20 protein-coding genes, 1 tRNA gene and 1 pseudogene are annotated in these 19,962 nt (G+C 65.2%); 10 read left to right on the top strand and 12 right to left on the bottom strand.

Annotated features, from left to right (window positions below):
* Positions 1–139 precede the first annotated feature (139 nt).
* Positions 140–268: pseudogene (locus AC5P5V_RS11960) on the top strand (dephospho-CoA kinase); the annotation flags it as partial.
* Positions 269–441: 173 nt separating this feature from the next.
* Here the strand turns inward: AC5P5V_RS11960 and AC5P5V_RS11955 are convergent.
* The 8 genes from AC5P5V_RS11955 to AC5P5V_RS11920 form a co-directional block, all read right to left on the bottom strand.
* Complete coding sequence (locus AC5P5V_RS11955) at positions 442–828, bottom strand: hypothetical protein (RefSeq protein WP_231352268.1); 387 nt, start codon at positions 826–828, stop codon at positions 442–444.
* Between the two features lie 541 nt (positions 829–1,369).
* Entirely contained in the window at positions 1,370–2,740 is a 1,371-nt protein-coding gene (locus tag AC5P5V_RS11950) for a sensor histidine kinase (RefSeq protein WP_032954439.1), read from the bottom strand.
* Positions 2,703–3,380, bottom strand: a complete 678-nt coding sequence (locus AC5P5V_RS11945; RefSeq protein WP_005410804.1) for a response regulator transcription factor — start codon at positions 3,378–3,380, stop codon at positions 2,703–2,705. The genes AC5P5V_RS11950 and AC5P5V_RS11945 overlap by 38 nt, the downstream gene beginning before the upstream one ends.
* Before the next feature lie 162 nt (positions 3,381–3,542).
* The gene (locus AC5P5V_RS11940; RefSeq protein ID WP_134968672.1) at positions 3,543–4,004 is read right to left on the bottom strand and encodes a hypothetical protein; all 462 of its coding nucleotides are present in this window, start codon (positions 4,002–4,004) and stop codon (positions 3,543–3,545) included.
* A 115-nt stretch (positions 4,005–4,119) separates the two neighbouring features.
* Complete coding sequence (locus AC5P5V_RS11935) at positions 4,120–4,590, bottom strand: hypothetical protein (RefSeq protein WP_111202060.1); 471 nt, start codon at positions 4,588–4,590, stop codon at positions 4,120–4,122.
* A 94-nt stretch (positions 4,591–4,684) separates the two neighbouring features.
* Entirely contained in the window at positions 4,685–5,164 is a 480-nt protein-coding gene (locus AC5P5V_RS11930; RefSeq protein WP_061479299.1) for a hypothetical protein, read from the bottom strand.
* A gap of 258 nt (positions 5,165–5,422) precedes the next feature.
* Positions 5,423–6,301 (bottom strand): 30S ribosomal protein S6--L-glutamate ligase, encoded by an 879-nt coding sequence (gene rimK, locus AC5P5V_RS11925; RefSeq protein ID WP_005418651.1) that lies wholly within the window; start codon positions 6,299–6,301, stop codon positions 5,423–5,425.
* Positions 6,302–6,398: 97 nt separating this feature from the next.
* Positions 6,399–6,641, bottom strand: a complete 243-nt coding sequence (locus tag AC5P5V_RS11920) for a hypothetical protein (RefSeq protein WP_053499212.1) — start codon at positions 6,639–6,641, stop codon at positions 6,399–6,401.
* A gap of 145 nt (positions 6,642–6,786) precedes the next feature.
* Between AC5P5V_RS11920 and AC5P5V_RS11915 the strand changes: the two genes are divergently transcribed.
* On the top strand, positions 6,787–7,290 hold the full coding sequence (locus tag AC5P5V_RS11915) for a hypothetical protein (RefSeq protein ID WP_134968673.1): 504 nt from the start codon (positions 6,787–6,789) through the stop codon (positions 7,288–7,290).
* Between the two features lie 166 nt (positions 7,291–7,456).
* Here the strand turns inward: AC5P5V_RS11915 and ltrA are convergent, their stop codons facing one another.
* From ltrA to AC5P5V_RS11900, 3 genes are all read right to left on the bottom strand, one after another.
* Positions 7,457–9,109: a group II intron reverse transcriptase/maturase gene (ltrA, locus tag AC5P5V_RS11910; RefSeq protein ID WP_231352269.1), complete on the bottom strand. Its 1,653-nt coding sequence runs from the start codon at positions 9,107–9,109 to the stop codon at positions 7,457–7,459.
* Between the two features lie 15 nt (positions 9,110–9,124).
* A tRNA-Gly gene (locus AC5P5V_RS11905) sits at positions 9,125–9,198 on the bottom strand.
* Positions 9,199–10,146: 948 nt separating this feature from the next.
* The gene (locus tag AC5P5V_RS11900; protein WP_134968674.1) at positions 10,147–12,000 is read right to left on the bottom strand and encodes an autotransporter outer membrane beta-barrel domain-containing protein; all 1,854 of its coding nucleotides are present in this window, start codon (positions 11,998–12,000) and stop codon (positions 10,147–10,149) included.
* 207 nt (positions 12,001–12,207) lie between these two features.
* Here AC5P5V_RS11900 and thiS point away from each other — a divergent pair, with 207 nt between their 5' ends.
* The 4 genes from thiS to AC5P5V_RS11880 all read left to right on the top strand — a co-directional run bounded on the left by thiS (position 12,208) and on the right by AC5P5V_RS11880 (position 15,930).
* Positions 12,208–12,408: a sulfur carrier protein ThiS gene (gene thiS / locus AC5P5V_RS11895; protein WP_005418796.1), complete on the top strand. Its 201-nt coding sequence runs from the start codon at positions 12,208–12,210 to the stop codon at positions 12,406–12,408.
* Between the two features lie 118 nt (positions 12,409–12,526).
* Positions 12,527–13,321, top strand: a complete 795-nt coding sequence (locus tag AC5P5V_RS11890; RefSeq protein WP_005418798.1) for a thiazole synthase — start codon at positions 12,527–12,529, stop codon at positions 13,319–13,321.
* Positions 13,321–14,055 (top strand): tRNA (guanosine(46)-N7)-methyltransferase TrmB, encoded by a 735-nt coding sequence (gene trmB, locus AC5P5V_RS11885; protein WP_053501092.1) that lies wholly within the window; start codon positions 13,321–13,323, stop codon positions 14,053–14,055. Before AC5P5V_RS11890 ends, trmB begins: the two co-directional genes overlap by 1 nt.
* 27 nt (positions 14,056–14,082) lie before the next feature.
* The gene (locus AC5P5V_RS11880) at positions 14,083–15,930 is read left to right on the top strand and encodes an SLC13 family permease (protein ID WP_005418803.1); all 1,848 of its coding nucleotides are present in this window, start codon (positions 14,083–14,085) and stop codon (positions 15,928–15,930) included.
* Positions 15,931–16,194: 264 nt separating this feature from the next.
* Here AC5P5V_RS11880 and AC5P5V_RS11875 read toward each other — a convergent pair whose 3' ends face one another.
* Complete coding sequence (locus AC5P5V_RS11875) at positions 16,195–16,530, bottom strand: Rieske (2Fe-2S) protein (protein ID WP_134968676.1); 336 nt, start codon at positions 16,528–16,530, stop codon at positions 16,195–16,197.
* A 178-nt stretch (positions 16,531–16,708) separates the two neighbouring features.
* Between AC5P5V_RS11875 and AC5P5V_RS11870 the strand changes: the two genes are divergently transcribed.
* From AC5P5V_RS11870 to AC5P5V_RS11855, 4 genes are all read left to right on the top strand, one after another.
* Positions 16,709–16,990: a hypothetical protein gene (locus AC5P5V_RS11870; RefSeq protein WP_005410817.1), complete on the top strand. Its 282-nt coding sequence runs from the start codon at positions 16,709–16,711 to the stop codon at positions 16,988–16,990.
* 75 nt (positions 16,991–17,065) lie between these two features.
* Complete coding sequence (locus tag AC5P5V_RS11865) at positions 17,066–17,782, top strand: fumarylacetoacetate hydrolase family protein (RefSeq protein WP_061479304.1); 717 nt, start codon at positions 17,066–17,068, stop codon at positions 17,780–17,782.
* 54 nt (positions 17,783–17,836) lie between these two features.
* On the top strand, positions 17,837–18,241 hold the full coding sequence (gene mscL, locus AC5P5V_RS11860) for a large-conductance mechanosensitive channel protein MscL (RefSeq protein ID WP_005418809.1): 405 nt from the start codon (positions 17,837–17,839) through the stop codon (positions 18,239–18,241).
* A 244-nt stretch (positions 18,242–18,485) separates the two neighbouring features.
* A complete protein-coding gene (locus AC5P5V_RS11855; protein WP_061479305.1) occupies positions 18,486–19,907 on the top strand; it encodes a M28 family peptidase in 1,422 nt (473 codons plus the stop codon).
* Positions 19,908–19,962: the final 55 nt, after the last annotated feature.

Raw genomic sequence — 19,962 nt, 5'->3', positions numbered from 1 at the left:
GTGCGATTGAGCTGGCCGTAGTGCAACTTGCGTCCCAACTGCTACCTCGGCCCCAGATGCCGACGGCCTTTCTGGACGTAGCAAGAGCGTAACGCGTCCGGAGGCCGTTCCCCCAACTTATACGTACCAGATCTCAACCGCCCAGCCCAGCCGCGCGCAGCGCTTGGCACTGGCCGATGATGTGGTGGTCAACGATGGCCACCCGGAAGACCTGCAGGCGCAGGTGGAAGCGCTGCATGAGCGGTACCTGGGGTTGGCTGGGAGTTGAGGCCGGGTTGCCGGCCAGCGGCCGGCACTACCGGAGCGACTCCACGCACGGCGGTGATCTACCGGGCGCCAGCGTGGAACTGCTGTAGAGCCGAGCCCATGCTCGGCTGCGATCATCAAGCCGAGCATGGGCCCGGCTCTACAAAGTGTTCTGCATCCACGCCTGGCGTGGATCTACTCCAACTGCAGGCGGGCATAGCGGGCCAGTTCTCGTGCGCCAAGCAGCAATCCATCTACGACATCCGGGCTGAGCTGCTGGTGGGCACCGCCCTGCTCGCGGGCGGCTTCGGCGGCGTGCAGCACCTGCATGAGTGCATTCAAGCCGGCCAGGGTGCGGCTGAGGCCGGCCATGGTGGCCGCCTGTGCCGGGCTCAGTCCCTCCGCTTCCAGCCGTCGGCCGTCTGCTGCATCGCGCCCGTCCATGCGGGCAAGCAGCGCAGGCAGCAGATCCTTCGGATCATCGAGCAGGGTTTCGATGCGCGCGGCGACGTCGGCCGGCAGCAGGTCAGCGGCTTCGCCGATCAGTGCGTACAGTTGGGGGAACACGGGGCGTGCGGACATGGTGGATCTCCTCGCAGTCGGCGAGCCACCTGCGGATGCAAGGTGGCGGACGGTGCGGGTTGGCGTACCGGAGACCCAACAACTCAAGCGCGAGGAAAAAGACTCCAGCGGATTCTGATGAATCCCCACGCACCATCCGCCGAAACAAGGCAGCCGATGCATTTTCCATGATGAGCCGCAGCACACCCGGAGCGCTTGAGTTGAAGGTTTTTTTCAGGACGCCAATCCCGGCCAGGGCACCTGCCCTGGCCGCTCCATCTGGCCATCACGTAGCGCTGTGATCTGTAAGGAAATTCTCAAGCCGCCGCTGAGGGTACGAATGCGTGCATGCGGACACGCACGCGGCGTGGCGGCGGTCACGGTGATGTCGTGTTGGGCTTCTGGCGCATCACGACTGCGAAGTTAATTCGATGGCACAAGCGACACAGGGCGCGACACGAACCCGCTGTGGAGCCGAGCCTATGCTCGGCTTCGGGAAGCCACCGCAGCCGAGCGCGGGCTCGGCTCTACAAACGTGGAGCCCCCACCAAAGTAAAGCCCCTTACAACGGCTTCGGCGAGAACGTCAGGGTGGCGATCACGCCGCGCTCGCCACCGGGGCGCACGCTCACCTGCCAGCCATACAGATCGCACAGACGGCTGACGATCGACAGGCCGATACCACCGCCCTGCGAATGGCCGGCGTGCGTGCCGCGATAGCCGCGCTGGAACAGCTTGGCGGCATCCTCTTCGCTCAGGCCCGGTCCGCTGTCGGTTACCGACACCGAATTGCTGCCGACAAAGACGCGGACCTCACCATCCTGCGAGTACTTCACCGCGTTGCCGATCAGGTTGCCCAGCGCCACCGACAATGCCGCCTCCGGCGCATCGATCACCAGGTTGCGTTCGCCTTCCAGCGCCAGTTCCAATGGCTTGCCGCCCAGCTGTGCGCGGTGGGCGTCCAGCAGCTGTTCGGCCACGCGGGCGACGTTGCTGGTGCCCTGCCCGCGTTCGTTGCGCGACAGCAGCAGCAGCGCGCCGATCAGGTCGCTGCACTGCTGTTCGGCACGCTGGATGCGCTGCAGACGCTGCAGCACCTTCTCATCCAGGCCGGGCCGGGTCAGCAGCAGTTCGGTGGCGCCACGGATCACCGCCAGCGGCGTGCGCAACTCGTGGCTGACGTCGGCGTTGAACTCACGGTCGCGCTGCACCACTTCGGTCAGCCGCGACGAATAGTCATCCAGCGCCTGCGCCAGCTGCCCCACTTCGTCATCGGGGAAACGTGGCGCCAGCGGCTCGGGCTCGCTCGTGCCGCCGCGATAGGCACGCAGCCGCGCGGCCAGGTCCGAAACCGGCTTCATCACCTTCGACGCCGACCACCAGCCCAGCACCAGCGACAACAGGCTGAACACCAGCACCGACAGTACCAGCGCGCGGTTGAGCTGCTGCCCGCCGCGCACGCTGTCGGTCATGTCGTAGGCCAGGAATGCCCAGGCGTCGGGCGTCTTGCGCACGGCCAGCTTGTAGGAATAGCGCTGGCCGCGCTCGTCCACGCCGCCCATGTTGTACAGGCCATCCTTGAACTCGTACCAGTCCGGCTCTTCCTCGCGCAGCGCCTCGAACTTGTCAGGCTTGATCAGGCGCGCACGCATCTGCTGCACGGGCAGGTCGGGGTTGCGATCCGGGCTCTCGTAGAACCGCCGCACGTACTCGTTGATGTTGCGGTTCATCACGTCTTCCACCAGTTGGTTTTCCACGCGCATGCGGGCCCAGTTGGTGGCGAACGCGAACAGTGTCGTCAGGCAGAAGCCCAACAACACGAACGAGACGATGATGCGGCTGCGCAGGCGCCGCCGATACGGCGAACGCCGGCGCTCCCCCTTGGTTGCCACGGAATCAGGCTTCCGGGGTGGCGATGCGGTATCCGATGCCATGGCGGGTCTGGATCAGCGGCACTTCAAACGGCTTGTCGACCACCGCACGCAGGCCGTGGATGTGGACACGCAGCGAATCCGAATCGGGCAGCTCTTCGCCCCAGACGCGGGTCTCCAGTTCCTGGCGGGTAACCACGGCCGGCGCGGCCTCCATCAGGGCCTGCAGGATCTTCAACGCGGTCGGGTTGAGCTGCAGCAGCTTGCCCTGGCGACGCACCTCCAGCGTGTCCAGGTTGTATTCCAGGTCGCCGGTTTCCAGCACGCGGGTCTGCACGCCCTTGCCGCGGCGCGACAGCGCGTTCAAGCGCACTTCCACTTCCTGCAGCGCGAACGGCTTGATCAGGTAGTCATCGGCACCGGAATCGAAACCGGCCAGCTTGTTGTCCAGCGAGTCGCGGGCGGTCAGCATCAGCACCGGGGTCTGCTTGCGCGCCTCGTTGCGCAGCTTGCGGCAGACTTCAATGCCATCCATGCCCGGCAGGTTCAGGTCCAGCACGATGGCGTCGAACTCGTGGACCACGGCCAGGTGCAGGCCGGTCACGCCGTCGGCGGCGAAGTCCACGGTGTGGCCACGATCCTCAAGGTAGTCGCCAAGGTTGGCGGCGATGTCGCTGTTGTCTTCGATTACGAGAATGCGCACTGGGACCTCTGGTTCTTGAAGGGTCGTCGGGGGGCCAGGCCCACCCGCTCAGGATGCCCCTGTGCGGGTGGACGCGACGTCTACCTGCTGAACGATACAGGTTCCATTCTTAACATTTCGTACCGACGGGGCGACACCGGGCAAGGCCCCTGCGTCGGCGGGTCAGCGGCTGATGCGCTGCTGGTCGGTCAGCGCCTGGCGGCTGTCTTCCTGGGCCTTGCGACGCTGGGCCACGGTCAGGCAGACACTGGTCGGCATGTTGCTGCCGGTCAGGCGCTCGCGGCGGCAGATCATGCGGCTGTCGGCCTGGGCGCGGGTCATGATGGTGTTGACGATCTCCTGCTCGTTGAACAGGTCGTTGCGCTCCTGCGGGGCCAGCTCATCCACCTTCTCGCGGCCATTCATCTTGATCCGGATCCGGTTCAGCGCCTGCTGCACGCGGCTCTTGTCCTCCAGCCCGATCTCGCTGTAGTCCTCGCTGCCCATGGCCGTTTCAACGCGGCGGATCTGTTCGGATACCGGGGTGAAGGCATCCATCTGCACGGTGTCCTTCTGCGCCTTGGCCTGCACGGTGGTCACCAGGCCGAGCGACAGCATCAGGGCGAGCGTAGTGATGCGGTACATGACGAGCTCCATGTTCGTCCATGAATAGGGTCTCGACTTTACGGTTGCGCCGATGCGTCCACAAGGGACGCACGGCAGGGTGACCGATGGCGGCCTGCGACCCGCCCAACCACGGTTACGGCTTGTAGTTGTTGAAGCGCTGGTTGTCGTTGAGCGTCTTGCGGCTGTCTTCCTGCGCCTTGCGGCGCTGGGCCACGGTCAGGCAGACGCTCTGCGGCATGTTGCTGCCGGTGGTGCGCTCGCGGCGGCAGACCATGCGGCTGTCGGCATGGGCGCGGGTCATGATCGTGTTGATCACTTCCTGGTCGTTGAAGATCTCGGTGCGGTCCTGCGGGCTCAACTGCTCCACCCGTTCGTGGTCGCCCATCTTGATCTTGATGCGGCCCAGCGCCTGCTGCACGCGGCTTTTGTCTTCCAGCCCGATCTCGCTGTAGTCCTCGGTGTTGATCGCCGTCTCAACGTTGCGGATCTGTTCGGCCACCGGTGCGTTGGCGTCGAACTTTACCTGCCCTTTCTCGGGCTTGGCGTGCGCGGTGGTGGCCAGTGCCAGGCCCAGCATCAGGGCGAAGGGGGTCATGCGCTGCATCGTTACCTCCAGGTTCTTCCATGAGTGGAACATCGGCCCTGCGGTGCCACCGATACGCCGTTACGGCACCCCGGTGGACCGAAAGGCGGTGCGGTCAACGCCCAGCGGGCGGTGGGCTGAGCGTGTTGTAGCTGCGCTGGTCGTTGATCAGCGCCTTGCCTTTCTCTTCGATCCGGCGCCGTTCGGCCACGGTCAGGCAGCGGCTCCTGGGCATGTTGCTGCCGGTGGTGCGTTCGTACCTGCAGATCTGCCGGCTGTCGTCATGGCCACGCGCCATCAGGGTGTTGATGCGTTCCTGCTCGTTGAAGACCTCGGCCTGCAGCTGCGGCGGCAGCTCCTGCACGGTCTGGCGTTCGCCCAGGTGCTGGCGGATACGCGACAGCGACTGCTGCACCTGGCCGCGATCCTCGGCAGACAGCTCGGCGTAGTCGGGGGCGGCCAGCGCGGCTTCCACCTGGCGCATCTGCTCGGCGACCGAGCCCTGCCGGTCCATCTGTACGGCGACCTTCTCCGGCTTGGCGGCAACAGCGCCAGACAGGCCCAGCAGCAACGCGATCGTCATGATGCGGTACATCGCCAACCTCCCGATCCATCCCGGAACGAAGGGCCAACTCTACGACCGTCACGCGGCCTCCACAAGAGACCTTGGGCACAGAGCCGACAGGCATAAAAAAGGCCCAGACGGTGCACCCGCCTGGGCCTGAAGTCGTATCCCGATACCGATCCTGCTGAGAGGCAGAGCTGCGGTTCGCTGAAGCCTACGCCGACGTCGATTAAAGCCTCGTTAAAGCCTTGGCTCATTCACCCATGAGAATCTCAACCCCATGAATAATCAGGGCTTTTTGATCTTCTCTACGTGTTCGATGATGCGTGTGGCCACGTCGACCCCGCAGGCCGCTTCGATGCCTTCCAAACCGGGCGTGGAGTTGACCTCCAGCACCAGCGGGCCGCGCGCGGAGCGGATCAGGTCCACGCCGCACACCGACAGGCCCAACGCCTTGGCCGAACGCACCGCCACCTGCTGCTCGGCGCGGCTGGCCTTGGCCGCCACGGCGGTGCCGCCAGCGTGCAGGTTGGAGCGGAAATCACCCTCCGGTGCCTGCCGCTGCATCGACGCCACCACCTGGTCGCCCACCACGAAGCAGCGCAGGTCGGCGCCCTTGGCCTCGCCGATGAATTCCTGCATCAGGAAGTTGGCGTACAGGCCGCGCAGCGCTTCGACGATGCCGCGCGAGGCACTGGCCTTCTCGGTCAGGATCACGCCGCGCCCCTGGGTACCTTCGTTGAGCTTCACCACATGCGGCGGCGGACCGAGCATGGACAGCAGGTCGACGGTGTCATCGGGGTTGTCGCCGAACACGGTGACTGGCATGTCGATGCCCTTGGCCGCCAGCAGCTGGTGCGCGCGCAGCTTGTCGCGCGAACGCAGGATGGCATCGGACGGATTGGGCGTGCGCGCGCCCATCAGCTCGAACTGGCGCAGCACGGCGGTGCCGTAGCGGGTGATCGAGGCGCCGATGCGCGGAATGACCATGTCCACGCCGGTCATCGGCCGGCCTTTGTAGTGCATGGAAAAGCCATCGGCGGCGATGCGCATGTAGCAGCGCAACGGGTCGAGGATGCGCACGGTATGGCCGCGCGCGCGCGCCGCCTCGACCAGCCGACGGGTGGAATACAGGGAGCTGTTGCGGGACAGGATGGCGAGCTTCATCGCGGCGGGATCGGTCGGCAGGCGCGCAGCATAGCGCGGGCGTGTGGCGGGCGGATGATGCCCGTCGCCGACGATCTCGAGCGTTGTGGATGAAGCTTCAGCTGTCCCGTTCAGCACTGGCCTGGAAGCCACGGGCCGCTTCGCCCAGCGCCGCCACGCAGGCCATCTGCAGGGCAGAATTGCTGAACGCCTGCTGGTAGATCTGTTCGAGCAGTTCCGCGGCCTTGGGACCACCGGCACGCCCGAGCGCGCGCACGGCCTCAAGCTGCTTGTTCGAGCCGACGCCGGCTGAAAGAAAGATCCGATGGATGCGCTCGACGACGTCGTTCCGGCAGTTCATGGAAGGCAGCTCCTGATCAGTATCCGCTCACGCTAGCTGCTCAGCGCCGGCCTGCCCATGGGAAAAGTTTGAAGCGTTACGCGCCCCTCCGCAGCGCCTCTAGGACTTCTACGAAAATGTCGCTTTCGGCTGGAAGCAGGCGAGCGTGCCGATCACCATGGAAGCTCCTCCCAAAGCGGAAATCCCGATGTCGAAAATGGAGCAACTTGCACAGAAGCTGCAGCAGTCCGCACACGCGGAGCAGGCCAGGGCCGCCGCTGTCGAAAAGCAGTACCAGGACTGGATCCAATCGCTGCATGTGTTGTTCGACACCCTCGAACGGTGGCTGCAACCGTTGGTGCAGGCGGAGGTGGCCACGCTGCGTCGGGACACGGTCACCATCACCGAGAATCCGTCATCCGGGGAACTGAAAACCTACGCGGCCCCCGCACTGACCCTGAACGTCAATGGCAAGGCCGCCGCGATCAAGCCTCTGGCCCGCTTCTGCTTCGGCTGCCAGGGACGGGTGGATATTCTGGCCCGGGAAAACCAGTGGCACCTGACACGGCACTTGGAGCCGGACGAGGTCTGGTACCTGCACACGCATGATCGCGCCCAGGGACGCGTGCTGGACGCCGACGCGTTGGCCGCGGTGTTCGCGGCGTACTGAGGCGGTCTGAAGGAACCTGCGCGGCGGAAACGCGGCGCGGTCTTGAAGGATGGAGCGGGCGATGGGAATCGAACCCACGTCAGTAGTCGGGTGGGAAGGTGGCCTCGCGGCCACCCTCCCCCCTCAGAACCGTGCGTGAAAGTTACCCTTCACACGGCTCAAGCAGTCACGAACCTCCGCCCTCTATGGGAGGAGGCGACAGCCGTAGCCTGGCACGAACGTGTAGCTGCTCGTGACAGGTTGTGTGGAGCAGACTCAAGTTGGCGAGGCGGTCGGAACCACCGTACACCCGGAACAGCTTGTGGTGGATGTGCCAGTTTTTGCTGGTCATTTTCCGGCCACAGTGGGCGCACTTACCGTCTTGTTTCGTCCAAAGCCATAGCAGTTTCCTTTTCCCAGTGAGCGAGCGCCGCATACGGTATTGCAACCGCTGGTTGAAATAGCTCTCGTCCAAGGGATCGTAGGGGTTAACGTCGGCCCGCACCTTGATGTAGTCCCCGACCTTGAGGGTCGAGAGGCGCATCAGGGTATTTTTGCCGGCCCCAAAGATCCAATCGCGGGATTTCTCGCGCCGGAAGTACCGGCGTTTGATCCAGCGGAGACCTTTGTTTGGGTGGCGACGTTTGGCCCAACACCAGACCGCATGGTGGATAAGGTGATCCAGTCGTGCAAACGGTTCTGAGGCGTTTACGACTTGGTGGTACATGCCCCACCCTCGAATAATCGGGTTGAGGACGTGCAGCACGTCGTCTTGAGTGGAACCCCGCAGCAGCCGAAGCTGACCGCGGATCTTAGCCATGAAGGCGTTGGTGTTCTGTTTCGACGGCCGCCTGAGCAGGAGATTTCCAAATTTGCGGAAGTTCCAGCCAAGGAAGTCGAACCCTTCATCCATGTGCGTGATCTTCGTCTTGCTTTCAGAGAGCGTGAGCCCTCTTTCGGCTAGGAACTTGACGACGATTGGTTTGACCTTGCGTTCGAGTATCTCTTGCGAGTCACCCGTGATGACAAAGTCGTCTGCATAGCGAACGAAGTTGCACTTGTTGCGGCGTGGGAGCGCGTCGATTAGCCGCCCCAAGCCGTCAAGAGCAATGTTTGCAAGTACCGGGGAAATGATGCCTCCCTGAGGTGTACCTGCGCCCGTCGGGAACAGCTTACGGTCTTCCATAAATCCTGCTTTGAGCCACTGCGACAGCACACGCCGGTTGATTGGCACGTGTTTCACCAGCCAATCGTGACTGATGTTGTCGAAGCAACCTTTGATATCCCCTTCCAGTACCCACCGGGAGCTGGACTTCGTGCTCAAACAGGTCTTCAGATGTGCGGCAGCGTCTGCTGTCGATCTGAAAGTGCGGAACCCGTAGGAGTGGATGTCAGCGTAGGTCTCGGCAATGGGGTCGAGTGCAAATAAGTGAAGCGCTTGCATTGCTCGATCCTTCATCGTCGGGATACCGAGGGGGCGGGTACCACCTCGAGCCTTAGGGATGTGGATACGACGTAGTGGCTTGGCCTTGTATCCCTTGCATTGCAAGGTGTTGATGGCATTCCACTTGGCCGCAGGTGTTGACCATGTGACTCGGTCCACACCTGGGGTGCGACGGCCTTGGTTCTCCGTGACTCGACGTACAGCCGTTGCTTTGGCTGAGGTCGAGCGGACAAGAAGCTTTTGCAGGCGTATAACCCTGCGCCACTGCTTGTCCTTGGCTGCCTTCGCTATTCTCGCCTGCATCCTCGACACAGCACAGCTAGTGGCGTTCCAATTGATGGAGTGCCAGTTGCTGAAGTGTGAGGAGGCGACATCACCATCGATGATGGCGTCCATATCTACCTCCTAGAGTGGAGCGGGTGAAGGGAATCGAACCCTCGTCAGTTGCTTGGGAAGCAACAGCTCTACCATTGAGCTACACCCGCCCAGAGCCCTTAAGGGATAGACGTCCCCCAAGGGGGAGCCTGTCCCCGTTGGGTATGAGTTTGCAAAGCCTGTCTAGCGACAGACCACCCGGTGGAAGTTAGCACCCTTTCGGGTCGAGGCGATCATTTCATCCTCTATCCTCTCGATTACAGAGAGGCATTCGCTTGCTCCACCATCCTGTACCCACTAGGCCTTCGTATTTCCTTGCGGAAATCCTAGTCGCCGAGACGACAGCCAGTTGGGCTTACCACGTTCCGTACATGCAACAGAGTACCTAGGATCTCGCCTTTTCGCCGGAGGTGCAATTGTCAGCGTGTCTCTACCAAGCAGAGAAACATCCGACCTCGTCCCGTTTTGGGAGGGCCCAGTCGCAGTTGGCCCGTCTAGCTTGACGACGTTTATATGGCGATTCGTTTGTACTGATCCATGATACTCAGCCTAGCGCCTACTCGGTTACGACTACCGAGGTCACGAAGCCCCCTCACGGGAGATTCGTATCCGTGAGGATGGCTACATCAACGGGGAGCTTAGCACCGGAGAATTACTTCTCCCGCACCACCCCTTGGCTACCGGTGGCTGAACACCGGGTTGGTTCGCCAGACCCTTGGCAGGGGGGACGACCAACAATTGCATGCACAGCCTTCGCCGTGCGAGTAGGGATGAATTCCTACCGTTCAACGTGACGCACTCCGTATTGCTGGAGGACGCTTGCTGCCAGACCGAGGTCTGTACAGCTATGGCCAGGAACCGCCTGGTCGGTTGAACGTGCGGCACGGCTCGTGTCGCACGCTTGGGAAGCTACAGCTCTACCATTGAGCTACGCCCGCAGTGCGCGGTGAAAGTCTATGCGGTTGGGCCGGTAGAGCGCAATGGTGGCCACCGCATCCGCGAGGGGTCGGAGCCCTTTCCCTGCGGAAAGGGCTCCGACCCCGGCGGTTGCTGCTTAGTTAGAACGTGCCGCTGAAGTTGGCGAACAGGGTGGCGTCCTGCGCACGCTTCTGGCCGGTCGACGCGCTCAGGCCGAAGTTGCTCTGCAGCCCGAACAGTTCGGTGCGGGCACCCAGCACGACGGTGGCGTAGTTCTTGTCGAACTTCAGGCCCGGCACGCGGTAGCTGCCCAGTTCCGGCAGGGTCTGCAGCCAGGCGCTGGCCTGCTTGGTGTCCTCGAACTCGTGATCGTAAGTCACCTGCGCATACGGCTTGAGGGTGCCGCCATCGAAGCGGGCCTGCCAGCCAATGCGGCCGACGGTCGAATCGACGTTCTGGCGGTCATAGCCCAGTGCAGTGGCCAGGGTGCCGGCCGCGGCGCTTTCGGTGTAACCGTCGATCTTCACCTTCTGCCAGATCACCGAAGCGATCGGGCCGTGGCGGAAGCCGCCTTCGGTGCCGAACTCGTAACCGGCGTTCAGGGCGGCGGTCAGGTTGCTGCCGTCCGGCGAACCACCGTGCTCACGGGTGGCCGGGCCCAGCTGGACCTTGCGGTTCACGTCATAGGACAGCCAGGTGTAGCTGACCTGACCGTTCACCCAGATGCGGTCGCCGTACCAGCCAGCGAACAGACCGGCCGTGGTGTCCTTCTGCGTGAAGTCGCCGCGGTTGTTGCCGAAGTCGGCGTTGAGGCGACCGAAACCGGCGAAGCCGCCGAACACCATGCCGTCGCGTGCCCAGTCGATACCGAACAGACCGGCCGGGGCCAGCCCGTCGTACAGGTCGGCGTGGTCGTAGCGCTGCAGGTCACCCCGCACGCCACCCCACCAGGACAGGCCGTCAGCCGGACGACCGCCCAGGTGCATGCTGACCTGGTCGGCGCGCGAGCGGCCGATGGTCTGCGCCGAGTGGCTCAGCACCTGCTGCAGGCGCGGCGCTTCCAGCACCGAGACCGCGTACTGGCCCAGCAGCTGATGGCCGGCGGTGGTCGGGTGCACGCCATCGGCGAACAGGTAGGTGTTGGCCGCATCCGGGCTGACGTAGCTGGTCGGGTTGCAGGTCAGGATGCTCTGCGTCGAGTTGGCCGGATCGATCTTGCAGGCGGTGCTGGTGACGTTGGTGAAACCGTACATGCCCGGGTTGGCGGTCACTTCACGCAGGATGCTGAAGGTATCGAGCGGAATGAACTCGATGCCCGCCTGCTTCAGGCCACCGTACAGGGCCTTGTTGTAGCCGGCCGACAGTGCGGTGGCGGCGGCGGCATTGGGGCCGCGGAACTGTGGGGTGATGCCCACATCCGGCAGGTTCGGTACCAGCACGTACTGGGCGCCGGCCTGCTTCAGCGCACCCACCAGCGCGATCTGGTCGGTGACCGCTGCGCCGATGATACCCTGCACCTGGGCCTGCGACGCACCACCTGCCGCCGCACGGGTGGCCGCGAACAGATCATTGGCGCCTCCCCATACGGTGTACAGGGCGTTGCCGTCAGCCTTGCCACCGTTCGCGGCAAGGTAGCGGGTTGCTTGCGACTTCAGCGACGGAATCACGCCCAGGCCACCGGCCTCGTCCACTGACACGCGGGCACCGCCGACTGCATAGTTGTCACCGCTCTGGCCGTTGCCGTTGGCGGCGCCATTGAGGCCGTAGTAGTTGGCGACCTGCTGCGCCCACACCCAACCGGGGTTGGTGGTGAACTGGCCGGTGACCGGACGCACATCGGCCGGCAGCAGCGGGCGGAAATAGCCGGCGTCGGTCAGGCTGTCGCCGAAGAACACGGCCTTGGAATACGGGGATTCGCCTGCCATGGCCGGAACCGCGGCCAGCGCGATCGCGGCCGCCATCAGGGAGCGGATCGGGCGTTTGCTGAGCAGCATGTAAGAAACTCCTGTGGGGATATCGTTGAGGACCCGGCGGACGTACGCCGGCGCACGGTGAATGGTTTCACTGCGCCGCCTTTTGCTCACGCTGCGCCGCCGCATGGATTGTCGCCCGGCAGCGTCGGACAACACTGTGCCGGGGCTGGCGGCCGAGGCAATTTGCAAGGGTTCCGATCCGCGAAGGCCATAGGCGACAATGCGGCGATGAACATCCAGCTCAACGGCGAACCCCGTACCCTGCCCGCCTCGGCGACCCTCCACGATCTGCTGCAGGCCGAGCAGTTGCTGCAACGCCGGGTCGCGGTCGAGGTCAACGGCGAAATCGTCAGCCGCAGCCGCCACGGCGAGCACGTGCTGGCCGAAGGCGACGTGGTGGAGATCGTGCACGCGCTGGGTGGGGGCTGAGACCTGCGCGGGTGTTCAGGGGTCAGATCCCTTTGCCGGTGGCAAAGGGATCTGATCCCACGCTCGCCCCCGCCCTCTACGTGACCCCATCTTCAGGCGGATAAGCGATAATCGCGCCATGAACGTTCATGTCTCCCCCGATTCGCTGGTGATCGCCGGCAAGACCTATGGCTCGCGGCTGCTGACCGGCACCGGCAAGTTCAAGGACCTGGAAGAAACCCGCCTGGCCACCGAGGCCGCTGGCGCCCAGATCGTCACCGTGGCCATCCGCCGCACCAACATCGGGCAGAATCCGGGCGAGCCGAACCTGCTGGACGTGCTGCCGCCGGAGCGCTTCACCATCCTGCCCAACACCGCCGGCTGCTATACCGCCGAGGACGCCGTGCGTACCTGCCGCCTGGCCCGTGAGCTGCTGGACGGCCACAACCTGACCAAGCTGGAAGTGCTGGGCGACCAGAAGACCCTCTACCCGGACGTGATGCAGACCCTCAAGGCTGCCGAGCAGCTGGTCAAGGACGGTTTCGAGGTGATGGTCTATACCTCCGACGACCCGATCCTGGCCAAGCGCCTGGAAGAGATCGGCTGCGCTGCGGTGATGCCGCTGGCCGCGCCGATCGGTTCGGGCCTGGGCATCCAGAACAAGTACAACCTGCTGCAGATCATCGAAGACGCCAAGGTACCGATCATCGTTGATGCCGGCGTGGGTACCGCGTCGGACGCGGCGATCGCGATGGAGCTGGGCTGCGACGGCGTGCTGATGAACACCGCCATTGCCGGTGCGCGCAGCCCGGTGCTGATGGCCAGCGCGATGCGCAAGGCGGTCGAGGCCGGCCGCGAGGCCTTCCTGGCCGGGCGCATCCCGCGCAAGCGCTACGCCAGCGCCTCCTCGCCGGTGGACGGGCTGATCGGCTGATGACCAATCCTTTTGACAGCGCCGGTTCCAAGGCCCCGCCCAAGCCCTTCACCGTGAGCGAGGGCCGCCGCGAGGTGCGCAGCTTCGTGTTGCGCCAGGGCCGTTTCACTCCCGCCCAGCAGCGCGCATTCGACGAACGCTGGCCGCGCTTCGGCATCGATTACAACGGCCAGCCGCGTGACCTGGACGCCACCTTCGGCCGCCCGGCACACAAGGTGCTGGAGATCGGCTTCGGCAATGGTGCCGCGCTGCGCTTCGCGGCCCAGCACGACCCATCGCGCGACTACATCGGCATCGAGGTGCACGCCCCGGGCGTGGGCCGGCTGCTGAACGCGCTGGCCGAGGACAATGCCGACCACGTGCGCCTGTACCACCACGACGCGGTGGAAGTGCTGCAGAACGAGATCGCCGACGGCGCGCTCGATGAAGTGCGCATCTACTTCCCGGACCCGTGGCACAAGAAGCGCCACAACAAGCGCCGCCTGCTGCAGCCGGCATTCGCCGAACTGCTGGTGCGCAAGCTGCGCCCGGGGGGCCGCCTGCACTGCGCGACCGACTGGGAAGACTACGCCGAGCAGATGTGGGACGTGCTCGACGCCACCGCCGGGCTGGTCAACCGCGCCGGCCCGCGAGGCAGCGTGCCGCGCCCGGACTGGCGCCCGCAGACGCACTTCGAGACCCGCGGCCAGAAGCTCGGCCACGGCGTCTGGGACCTGCTGTACGACCGCACCTGACGATCGCCTGAGGACGCCGCGCCCCACATGGATACCGCGCTGACGCTGACCAACGACATGAAGCTCGTGCTCGGGCTGGTCGGCTTCACGATGGCGATGTTCCTGTTCGAGCGCATCCGCGCCGACGTGGTCGCGCTGGTGGTGCTGGTGGTGCTCGGTGTCACCGGCCTGATCGCACCGGAGGAGATCTTCGGCGGTTTCTCCGGTAACGCGGTGATGAGCATCATCGCCACCACCATCCTCGGTGCGGGCCTGGACCGCACCGGGGCGCTGAACCGGCTGGCGGCCTGGCTGCTGCGGCGCGGCCACGGCGTCGAGCAACGGCTGCTGATGATGACCACCGCCATCGCCGGCCTGAACTCGTCCTTCATGCAGAACCCGTCGGTGATGGCGTTGTATCTGCCGGTCGCCTCGCGACTGGCGGCGCGCACCGGGCTGACGATGCAGCGCCTGCTGCTGCCGATCTCGGCGGCGATCGTGATGGGCGGCGCGCTGACCATGGTCGGCAATTCGCCACTGATCCTGCTGAACGATCTGCTGGCCTCGGCCAACAACAACCTGCCTTCCGGCCTGGCCACCATCGAGCCGCTGCGCATGTTCGCGCCGCTGCCGATTGGCGTGGCGTTGCTGATCGCTTCGTTGCTGTACTTCCGCTACTACGGTGACCGCAAGCTGATCGAAGAGGAAAGCCTGGTCAATGACGGGGTCACCCCGGCGCGCACCGAGAGCTACTTCGCCAAGACCTATGGCATCGAAGGCGATGTGTTCGAGCTGGTGGTGACCGCCGAGAGCCCGCTGGTGGGCATGACCCTGGGCGAGGCAGAGACCCTGCACGATGCGCCGCTGCTGCTGGCGCTGAAGACCGGCAACGACACTCGCTTGGCACCGCCGGCGGAGATGCGCATCTGGGTCGGCAGCGTGCTTGGTGCGATGGGACCGCGCCAGCAGATCAGCGACTTCGCGCAGAACCAGTTCCTGCGCATGTCCTCGCGCCTGAAGCACCTGGGTGACCTGTTCAACCCCAGCCGTGCCGGTATTTCCGAGGCAGTGGTGCCACCGACCTCGAACGTGATCGGCAAGAGTGCGGCCGATCTGCGCCTGCGCAAGGAGCGCGGCATCAGCCTGCTGGCGATCAACCGCGACAAGCAGGTGATCCGCGAGGACGTGCGCGACGTGCAACTGCGCGCCGGCGACATGCTGGTGTTCCACAGCATCTGGACCGACCTGGCGCAGGCCGCGCGCAGCCGCGACTTCGTGGTGGTGACCGACTACCCGACCGGCGAGCAGCGCCCGCACAAGTTCAAGATTGCGATGGCGATCTTCGCGCTGACCATCCTGATCGCGCTGACCAGCAAGCTGCCGGTGGCGCTGACGCTGATGACCGGCGTGGCCGGCATGCTGCTGACCGGCGTGCTGCGCATGGACGAGGCGTATGCCTCGATCAACTGGAAGACGGTGTTCATGATGGCCGGGCTGATTCCGCTTGGCTGGGCGATGGACTCCAGCGGCGCGGCCGCATGGGTGGCCGGCCATACCATCGACAAGCTGCCGACCGGCATTCCGGTGTGGGTGCTGGAGGTGGCGCTGGCGCTGCTGACCACGGCGTTCTCGCTGGTGATCAGCCATGTGGGTGCGACCATCGTGATGGTGCCGATCGCGGTGAACCTGGCACTGGCAGCGGGGGGCAACCCGACCGCGTTCGCGCTGATCGTGGCGCTGTCGGCGTCCAACAACCTGATGACGGCCTCCAACCCGGTGATCTCGATGATCACTGGCCCGGCCAACTACACCCCGCGCGAGATGTGGCGGGTCGGCGGCCCACTGTCGCTGATCTATACCTGCGTGGTGGTGCTGATGATCAACCTGATGTTCTGAGGGTTGGGTTTGTTGGCAGGGCTGCGCCCTGCACCCGCAGAAGCCGAAGCAACAGCTGGCTTCCTGTGGGATGGCGGGGTGGGTCCGGTTGCGGGGGCCGCTGCAAGTACGTCCCTGTAAGCTCGGTCGCCGCATCCATGCGGCTCACGCCCCCCGCAACCGGACCCACCCCGCCTTCGACAGTTTCACGCGGCTGATGGTGGGTGCCGACCGTTGGTCGGCACGGCTTTTGTAGAGTCGAGCCGTGCTCGACTGCTTCCGGCCTCAAGCCAGGTAAACCTGCCCGTCGCGCACGTCCACCGGCACCGCACGCAGGCGGTCACCCTTGCACGGGCCTGCGATGCAGTCGCCGCTGTCCAGCGTGAACGAGGCGCCGTGCGCGGCGCATACCAGATGACCCTCGCGGCTCTTCAGGAACTGGCCCGGCGCCCAGTCCAGGCGGCGGCCGGCGTGCGGGCAGATGTTCAGGAACGCACGCACCTGCGCGCCGTCGCGGTACAGCAGCAGCGATTCGGCATCGCCATCGACCACCGCTTCGACCTCGGCAAACGCGCCATCGGCAATGGCATCAAGGGCGATCAGGGCAGCAGCGATAGTCATGGCGAAGGCTCGGACGGTAAACCGGAATTGTCGCATGCCTGCTCAGGTGACTGGCTGCGACATGAACACAAGTCATTGATCCGTAATAAGCACACGCTATATTTAACGAGTTTTTCACTCAATGACAGTGGCGCGTCCCGATACTTTGGTTTCGCTGATCCCAGCCTATCGAGCCGCCATGTTCAATCGCGCATCCGCCTTCAACCAGTTCCGCACCCTGTTCGCGCCGCGTAAGCCGCGTCACCCGCTGGTGCGCGTTGCCGTGGGCCTGCTCGGCCTGGCGATCCTGGCCGCGATGGTGTTCATCGGTGTGTTCGTTGGCGCGGCGATGATCCTGGTCGGCCTGGCGTGGAAGCTGCTGGCTTCGCGCAAGCCGGGCGTTGCGCGTCCGGTTGACCCGACCGTGGTCGAGGGCGAGTACCGCGTGGTGCGCAAGCCGGTGTTGCCGGCCTCGCGCTGATCCAGGCCTTCCGCGCCCGCTGACGGCGGGCGCCATGCGTTCTAGACTGCGGGCACGCCCTTCCTGGATGCCCGCATGTCCGATGTCTCCGATGTGATCCCTGCCGTAGCCCTGCCGCGTGTACCGGTAGCCGGTGGCGGCAGCTTCCCCGTGCACCGCATCTACTGCGTCGGCCGCAATTTCGCCGACCACGCCCGCGAAATGGGCGCGGCGGTGCCGGCGGCCGATGACCGCGGCCGCCCGATGTTCTTCAGCAAGCCGGCTGACGCCATCGTGGTCGGCCACGACGATGTCGTCCCCTATCCGCCGGCAACCGCCAACCTGCACCACGAAGTGGAACTGGTGGTGGCGATCGGCCGCGACGCGCCCGCAGGCGAGCTGGCCGTGGCCGACGCCGATGCGCTGGTCTATGGTTACGCCGTCGGCCTGGACCTGACCCGCCGCGACCTGCAGGCCGCGGCCAAGGACAAGGGCCACCCGTGGGACGCGGCCAAGGGCTTCGACGCCTCCGCGCCGATCAGCGAAATCGTCCACGCCGAGGAAGTCGGCGACCTGGCCGCGCTGAACCTGTCGCTGGAGGTCAACGGCGAAGTGCGCCAGCAGGCACTGCTCGACCAGATGATCTGGAACGTGCCGGAGATCCTGCATGAGCTGTCCAAGCTGTGGCAGCTGCGTGCCGGCGACCTGGTGTTCATGGGCACCCCGTCCGGGGTGGCTGCGCTGAAGCCCGGCGACCGTTTCAGTGCCCGCCTGGAAAACGTGGCCGAGCGCCACGGCGTGATCGCCGGCTGACATCACCTGCGCTACCCTGCGCGCTGTCCACTTCCCCACCGGAGAAAAACAACAATGGGAATGCTCACCGAGTTCAAGGAATTCGCCATGCGCGGCAACGTCATCGACCTCGCCGTCGGCGTGGTGATCGGCGCGGCCTTCGGCAAGATCGTGACGGCGCTGGTCGAGAAGATCATCATGCCGCCGCTGGGCTACCTGATCGGGCGCGTGGATTTCTCCAGCCTGGCCTGGACGTTGTCGCCAGCCCGGCTCGGACCGGATGGCAAGGAGATCCCGGCGGTGGTGGTTGGCTACGGCGACTTCATCAACACCGTCATCCAGTTCGTGATCGTGGCTTTCGCGATCTTCATCGTGGTCAAGGCGATCAACCGGCTGTCTCGCAAGAAGGAAGCTGCCCCGGCGGCGCCGGCCGAAGAAGTGGTGCTGCTGCGCGAGATCCGCGACAGCCTGAAGAAGTAAGGTATCGGGCGCCTATGGGCGCCCCTCCCACCTGTAGAGCCGAGCCCACGCTCGGCTGATCTGCAAAAGGCAGCCGAGCATTGGCTCGGCTCTACAGAAGCAGGCGAAAGCCCCGCCCCGGCGGGGCTTTCGCTTTGCCGGTCATGGCGGAAAACAGCGTTCGCGCCAGCCATGACCTCCCGCCCATGCGCCGGGCTGAACGACTGTTAAGCTCCAAGGCTTAGGTCCCTTCCCGGAGTTGTCCATGCGTCGCCGCGTCCTTGCCATCGCATCCTCCCTCGCCCTGCTGGCCGCCCCGGCCTTCGCGGCGCCGCACACCACTACCCTGCCCCCGGCGTCGCTGGCCACCGCCGCGCAGCTGCGCGACCAGGCGCTGGCCGATGACACCGGCTGGAAGGTGGTCGAGTCGCTCACCACCGAGATCGGCCCGCGCATTGCCGGCGGCGAAGCCGATGCCCGTGCCGTGGCCTGGGCCGAAGCCAAGTTCAAGGCCCTGGGCTTCGACAAGGTGTGGAAGGAGCCGGTGACATTCCCGAAGTGGGAGCGGCGCAGTGAACACGCCGCCGTGACCGGCAAGAATCCGCAGCCGCTGCAGATCACCGCACTGGGCGGCAGCCCGGGTGGCACCGTCGAAGCTGAAGTGGTGCGCTTCGCCGACCTGGCCGCGCTGCAGGCCGCACCGGCGGGTTCGCTGAAGGGCAAGATCGCCTTCGTCGATTACCAGATGCTGCCGTTCCGCGATGGCCGCGATTACGGCCGCGGCGGTGCGATCCGCAGCAAGGGGCCGTCCGAAGCGATCCGCAAGGGCGCGGTCGGTTTCCTGATGCGCTCGGCCGGTACCGACTCGCATCGCGTGCCCCACACCGGCATTACCCGTTTCGATGAGGGCCTGACCCCAGTGCCGTCGGCCGCGCTGTCGGTGCCCGATGCCGACCAGCTGGCCCGCCTGCTGGCGCGTGGCAGCACCACGGTGAAGGTGGCACTGGATTGCGGTTGGGACGGCACCGCCACCTCCTACAACGTGATCGGCGAGATCACCGGCCGCAGCCTGCCGAAGGAAGTGGTGGTGATCGGTGGTCACCTGGATTCGTGGGACCTGGGCACCGGCGCGGTGGATGACGGCGCGGGCGTGGGCATCACCATGGCCGCCGGCCACCTGATCGGCCAGCTCAAGCAGGCACCGAAGCGCACCATCCGCGTAGTCGCCTTCGCCAACGAGGAACAGGGCCTGTATGGCGGCAAGGCCTACGCCGAAGCGCACGCGAAGGACGTGGCCCTGCACCAGCTGGCCGCCGAGAGCGACTTCGGCGCGGGCCGCATCTACGCCTTCAATACCGGTTCGCCGAATCCGGAAGGCTCACGCGAAGCGACGAAGCAGATTGCCGAAGTGATGAAGCCGCTGGGCATCGAGTACCAGGCCGACAAGGGTGGCCCGGGCCCGGACGTCGGCCCACTGGCAGCCAAGGGTGGTGCGTGGGCGTGGCTGGCGCAGGATGGCTCGGATTACTTCCACCTGCACCACACCGCCGACGACACGCTGGACAAGATCGATCCGAAGGCCCTGGCGCAGAACGTGGCCGCTTACACCGTGTTCGCGTATCTGGCGGCAGAAGCGGATGGCAGCTTCGGCAGCGAGGCCAAGGCGACCACGCCGCCGAACGAATGATGCTGTAGCGTCGGGCCATGCTCGGCGAGCGCAGCGGCAGGAGCGGTGCGAACCA

The organism is Stenotrophomonas sp. YJH_SMC_130 (assembly GCF_059369035.1).
This window is presented reverse-complemented; position numbering and strand designations above follow the sequence as displayed.

Bases quoted from the DNA above. Each gene is read 5' to 3' on its own strand.
- AC5P5V_RS11955 (WP_231352268.1), bottom strand. From the start codon at position 828: ATGTCCGCACGCCCCGTGTTCCCCCAACTGTACGCACTGATCGGCGAA.
- AC5P5V_RS11950 (WP_032954439.1), bottom strand. From the start codon at position 2,740: ATGGCATCGGATACCGCATCGCCACCCCGGAAGCCTGATTCCGTGGCA.
- AC5P5V_RS11940 (WP_134968672.1), bottom strand. From the start codon at position 4,004: ATGTACCGCATCACTACGCTCGCCCTGATGCTGTCGCTCGGCCTGGTG.
- AC5P5V_RS11935 (WP_111202060.1), bottom strand. From the start codon at position 4,590: ATGCAGCGCATGACCCCCTTCGCCCTGATGCTGGGCCTGGCACTGGCC.
- AC5P5V_RS11930 (WP_061479299.1), bottom strand. From the start codon at position 5,164: ATGTACCGCATCATGACGATCGCGTTGCTGCTGGGCCTGTCTGGCGCT.
- rimK (WP_005418651.1), bottom strand. From the start codon at position 6,301: ATGAAGCTCGCCATCCTGTCCCGCAACAGCTCCCTGTATTCCACCCGT.
- AC5P5V_RS11920 (WP_053499212.1), bottom strand. From the start codon at position 6,641: ATGAACTGCCGGAACGACGTCGTCGAGCGCATCCATCGGATCTTTCTT.
- ltrA (WP_231352269.1), bottom strand. From the start codon at position 9,109: ATGGACGCCATCATCGATGGTGATGTCGCCTCCTCACACTTCAGCAAC.
- AC5P5V_RS11900 (WP_134968674.1), bottom strand. From the start codon at position 12,000: ATGCTGCTCAGCAAACGCCCGATCCGCTCCCTGATGGCGGCCGCGATC.
- thiS (WP_005418796.1), top strand. From the start codon at position 12,208: ATGAACATCCAGCTCAACGGCGAACCCCGTACCCTGCCCGCCTCGGCG.
- AC5P5V_RS11890 (WP_005418798.1), top strand. From the start codon at position 12,527: ATGAACGTTCATGTCTCCCCCGATTCGCTGGTGATCGCCGGCAAGACC.
- trmB (WP_053501092.1), top strand. From the start codon at position 13,321: ATGACCAATCCTTTTGACAGCGCCGGTTCCAAGGCCCCGCCCAAGCCC.
- AC5P5V_RS11880 (WP_005418803.1), top strand. From the start codon at position 14,083: ATGGATACCGCGCTGACGCTGACCAACGACATGAAGCTCGTGCTCGGG.
- AC5P5V_RS11875 (WP_134968676.1), bottom strand. From the start codon at position 16,530: ATGACTATCGCTGCTGCCCTGATCGCCCTTGATGCCATTGCCGATGGC.
- AC5P5V_RS11870 (WP_005410817.1), top strand. From the start codon at position 16,709: ATGTTCAATCGCGCATCCGCCTTCAACCAGTTCCGCACCCTGTTCGCG.
- AC5P5V_RS11865 (WP_061479304.1), top strand. From the start codon at position 17,066: ATGTCCGATGTCTCCGATGTGATCCCTGCCGTAGCCCTGCCGCGTGTA.
- mscL (WP_005418809.1), top strand. From the start codon at position 17,837: ATGGGAATGCTCACCGAGTTCAAGGAATTCGCCATGCGCGGCAACGTC.
- AC5P5V_RS11855 (WP_061479305.1), top strand. From the start codon at position 18,486: ATGCGTCGCCGCGTCCTTGCCATCGCATCCTCCCTCGCCCTGCTGGCC.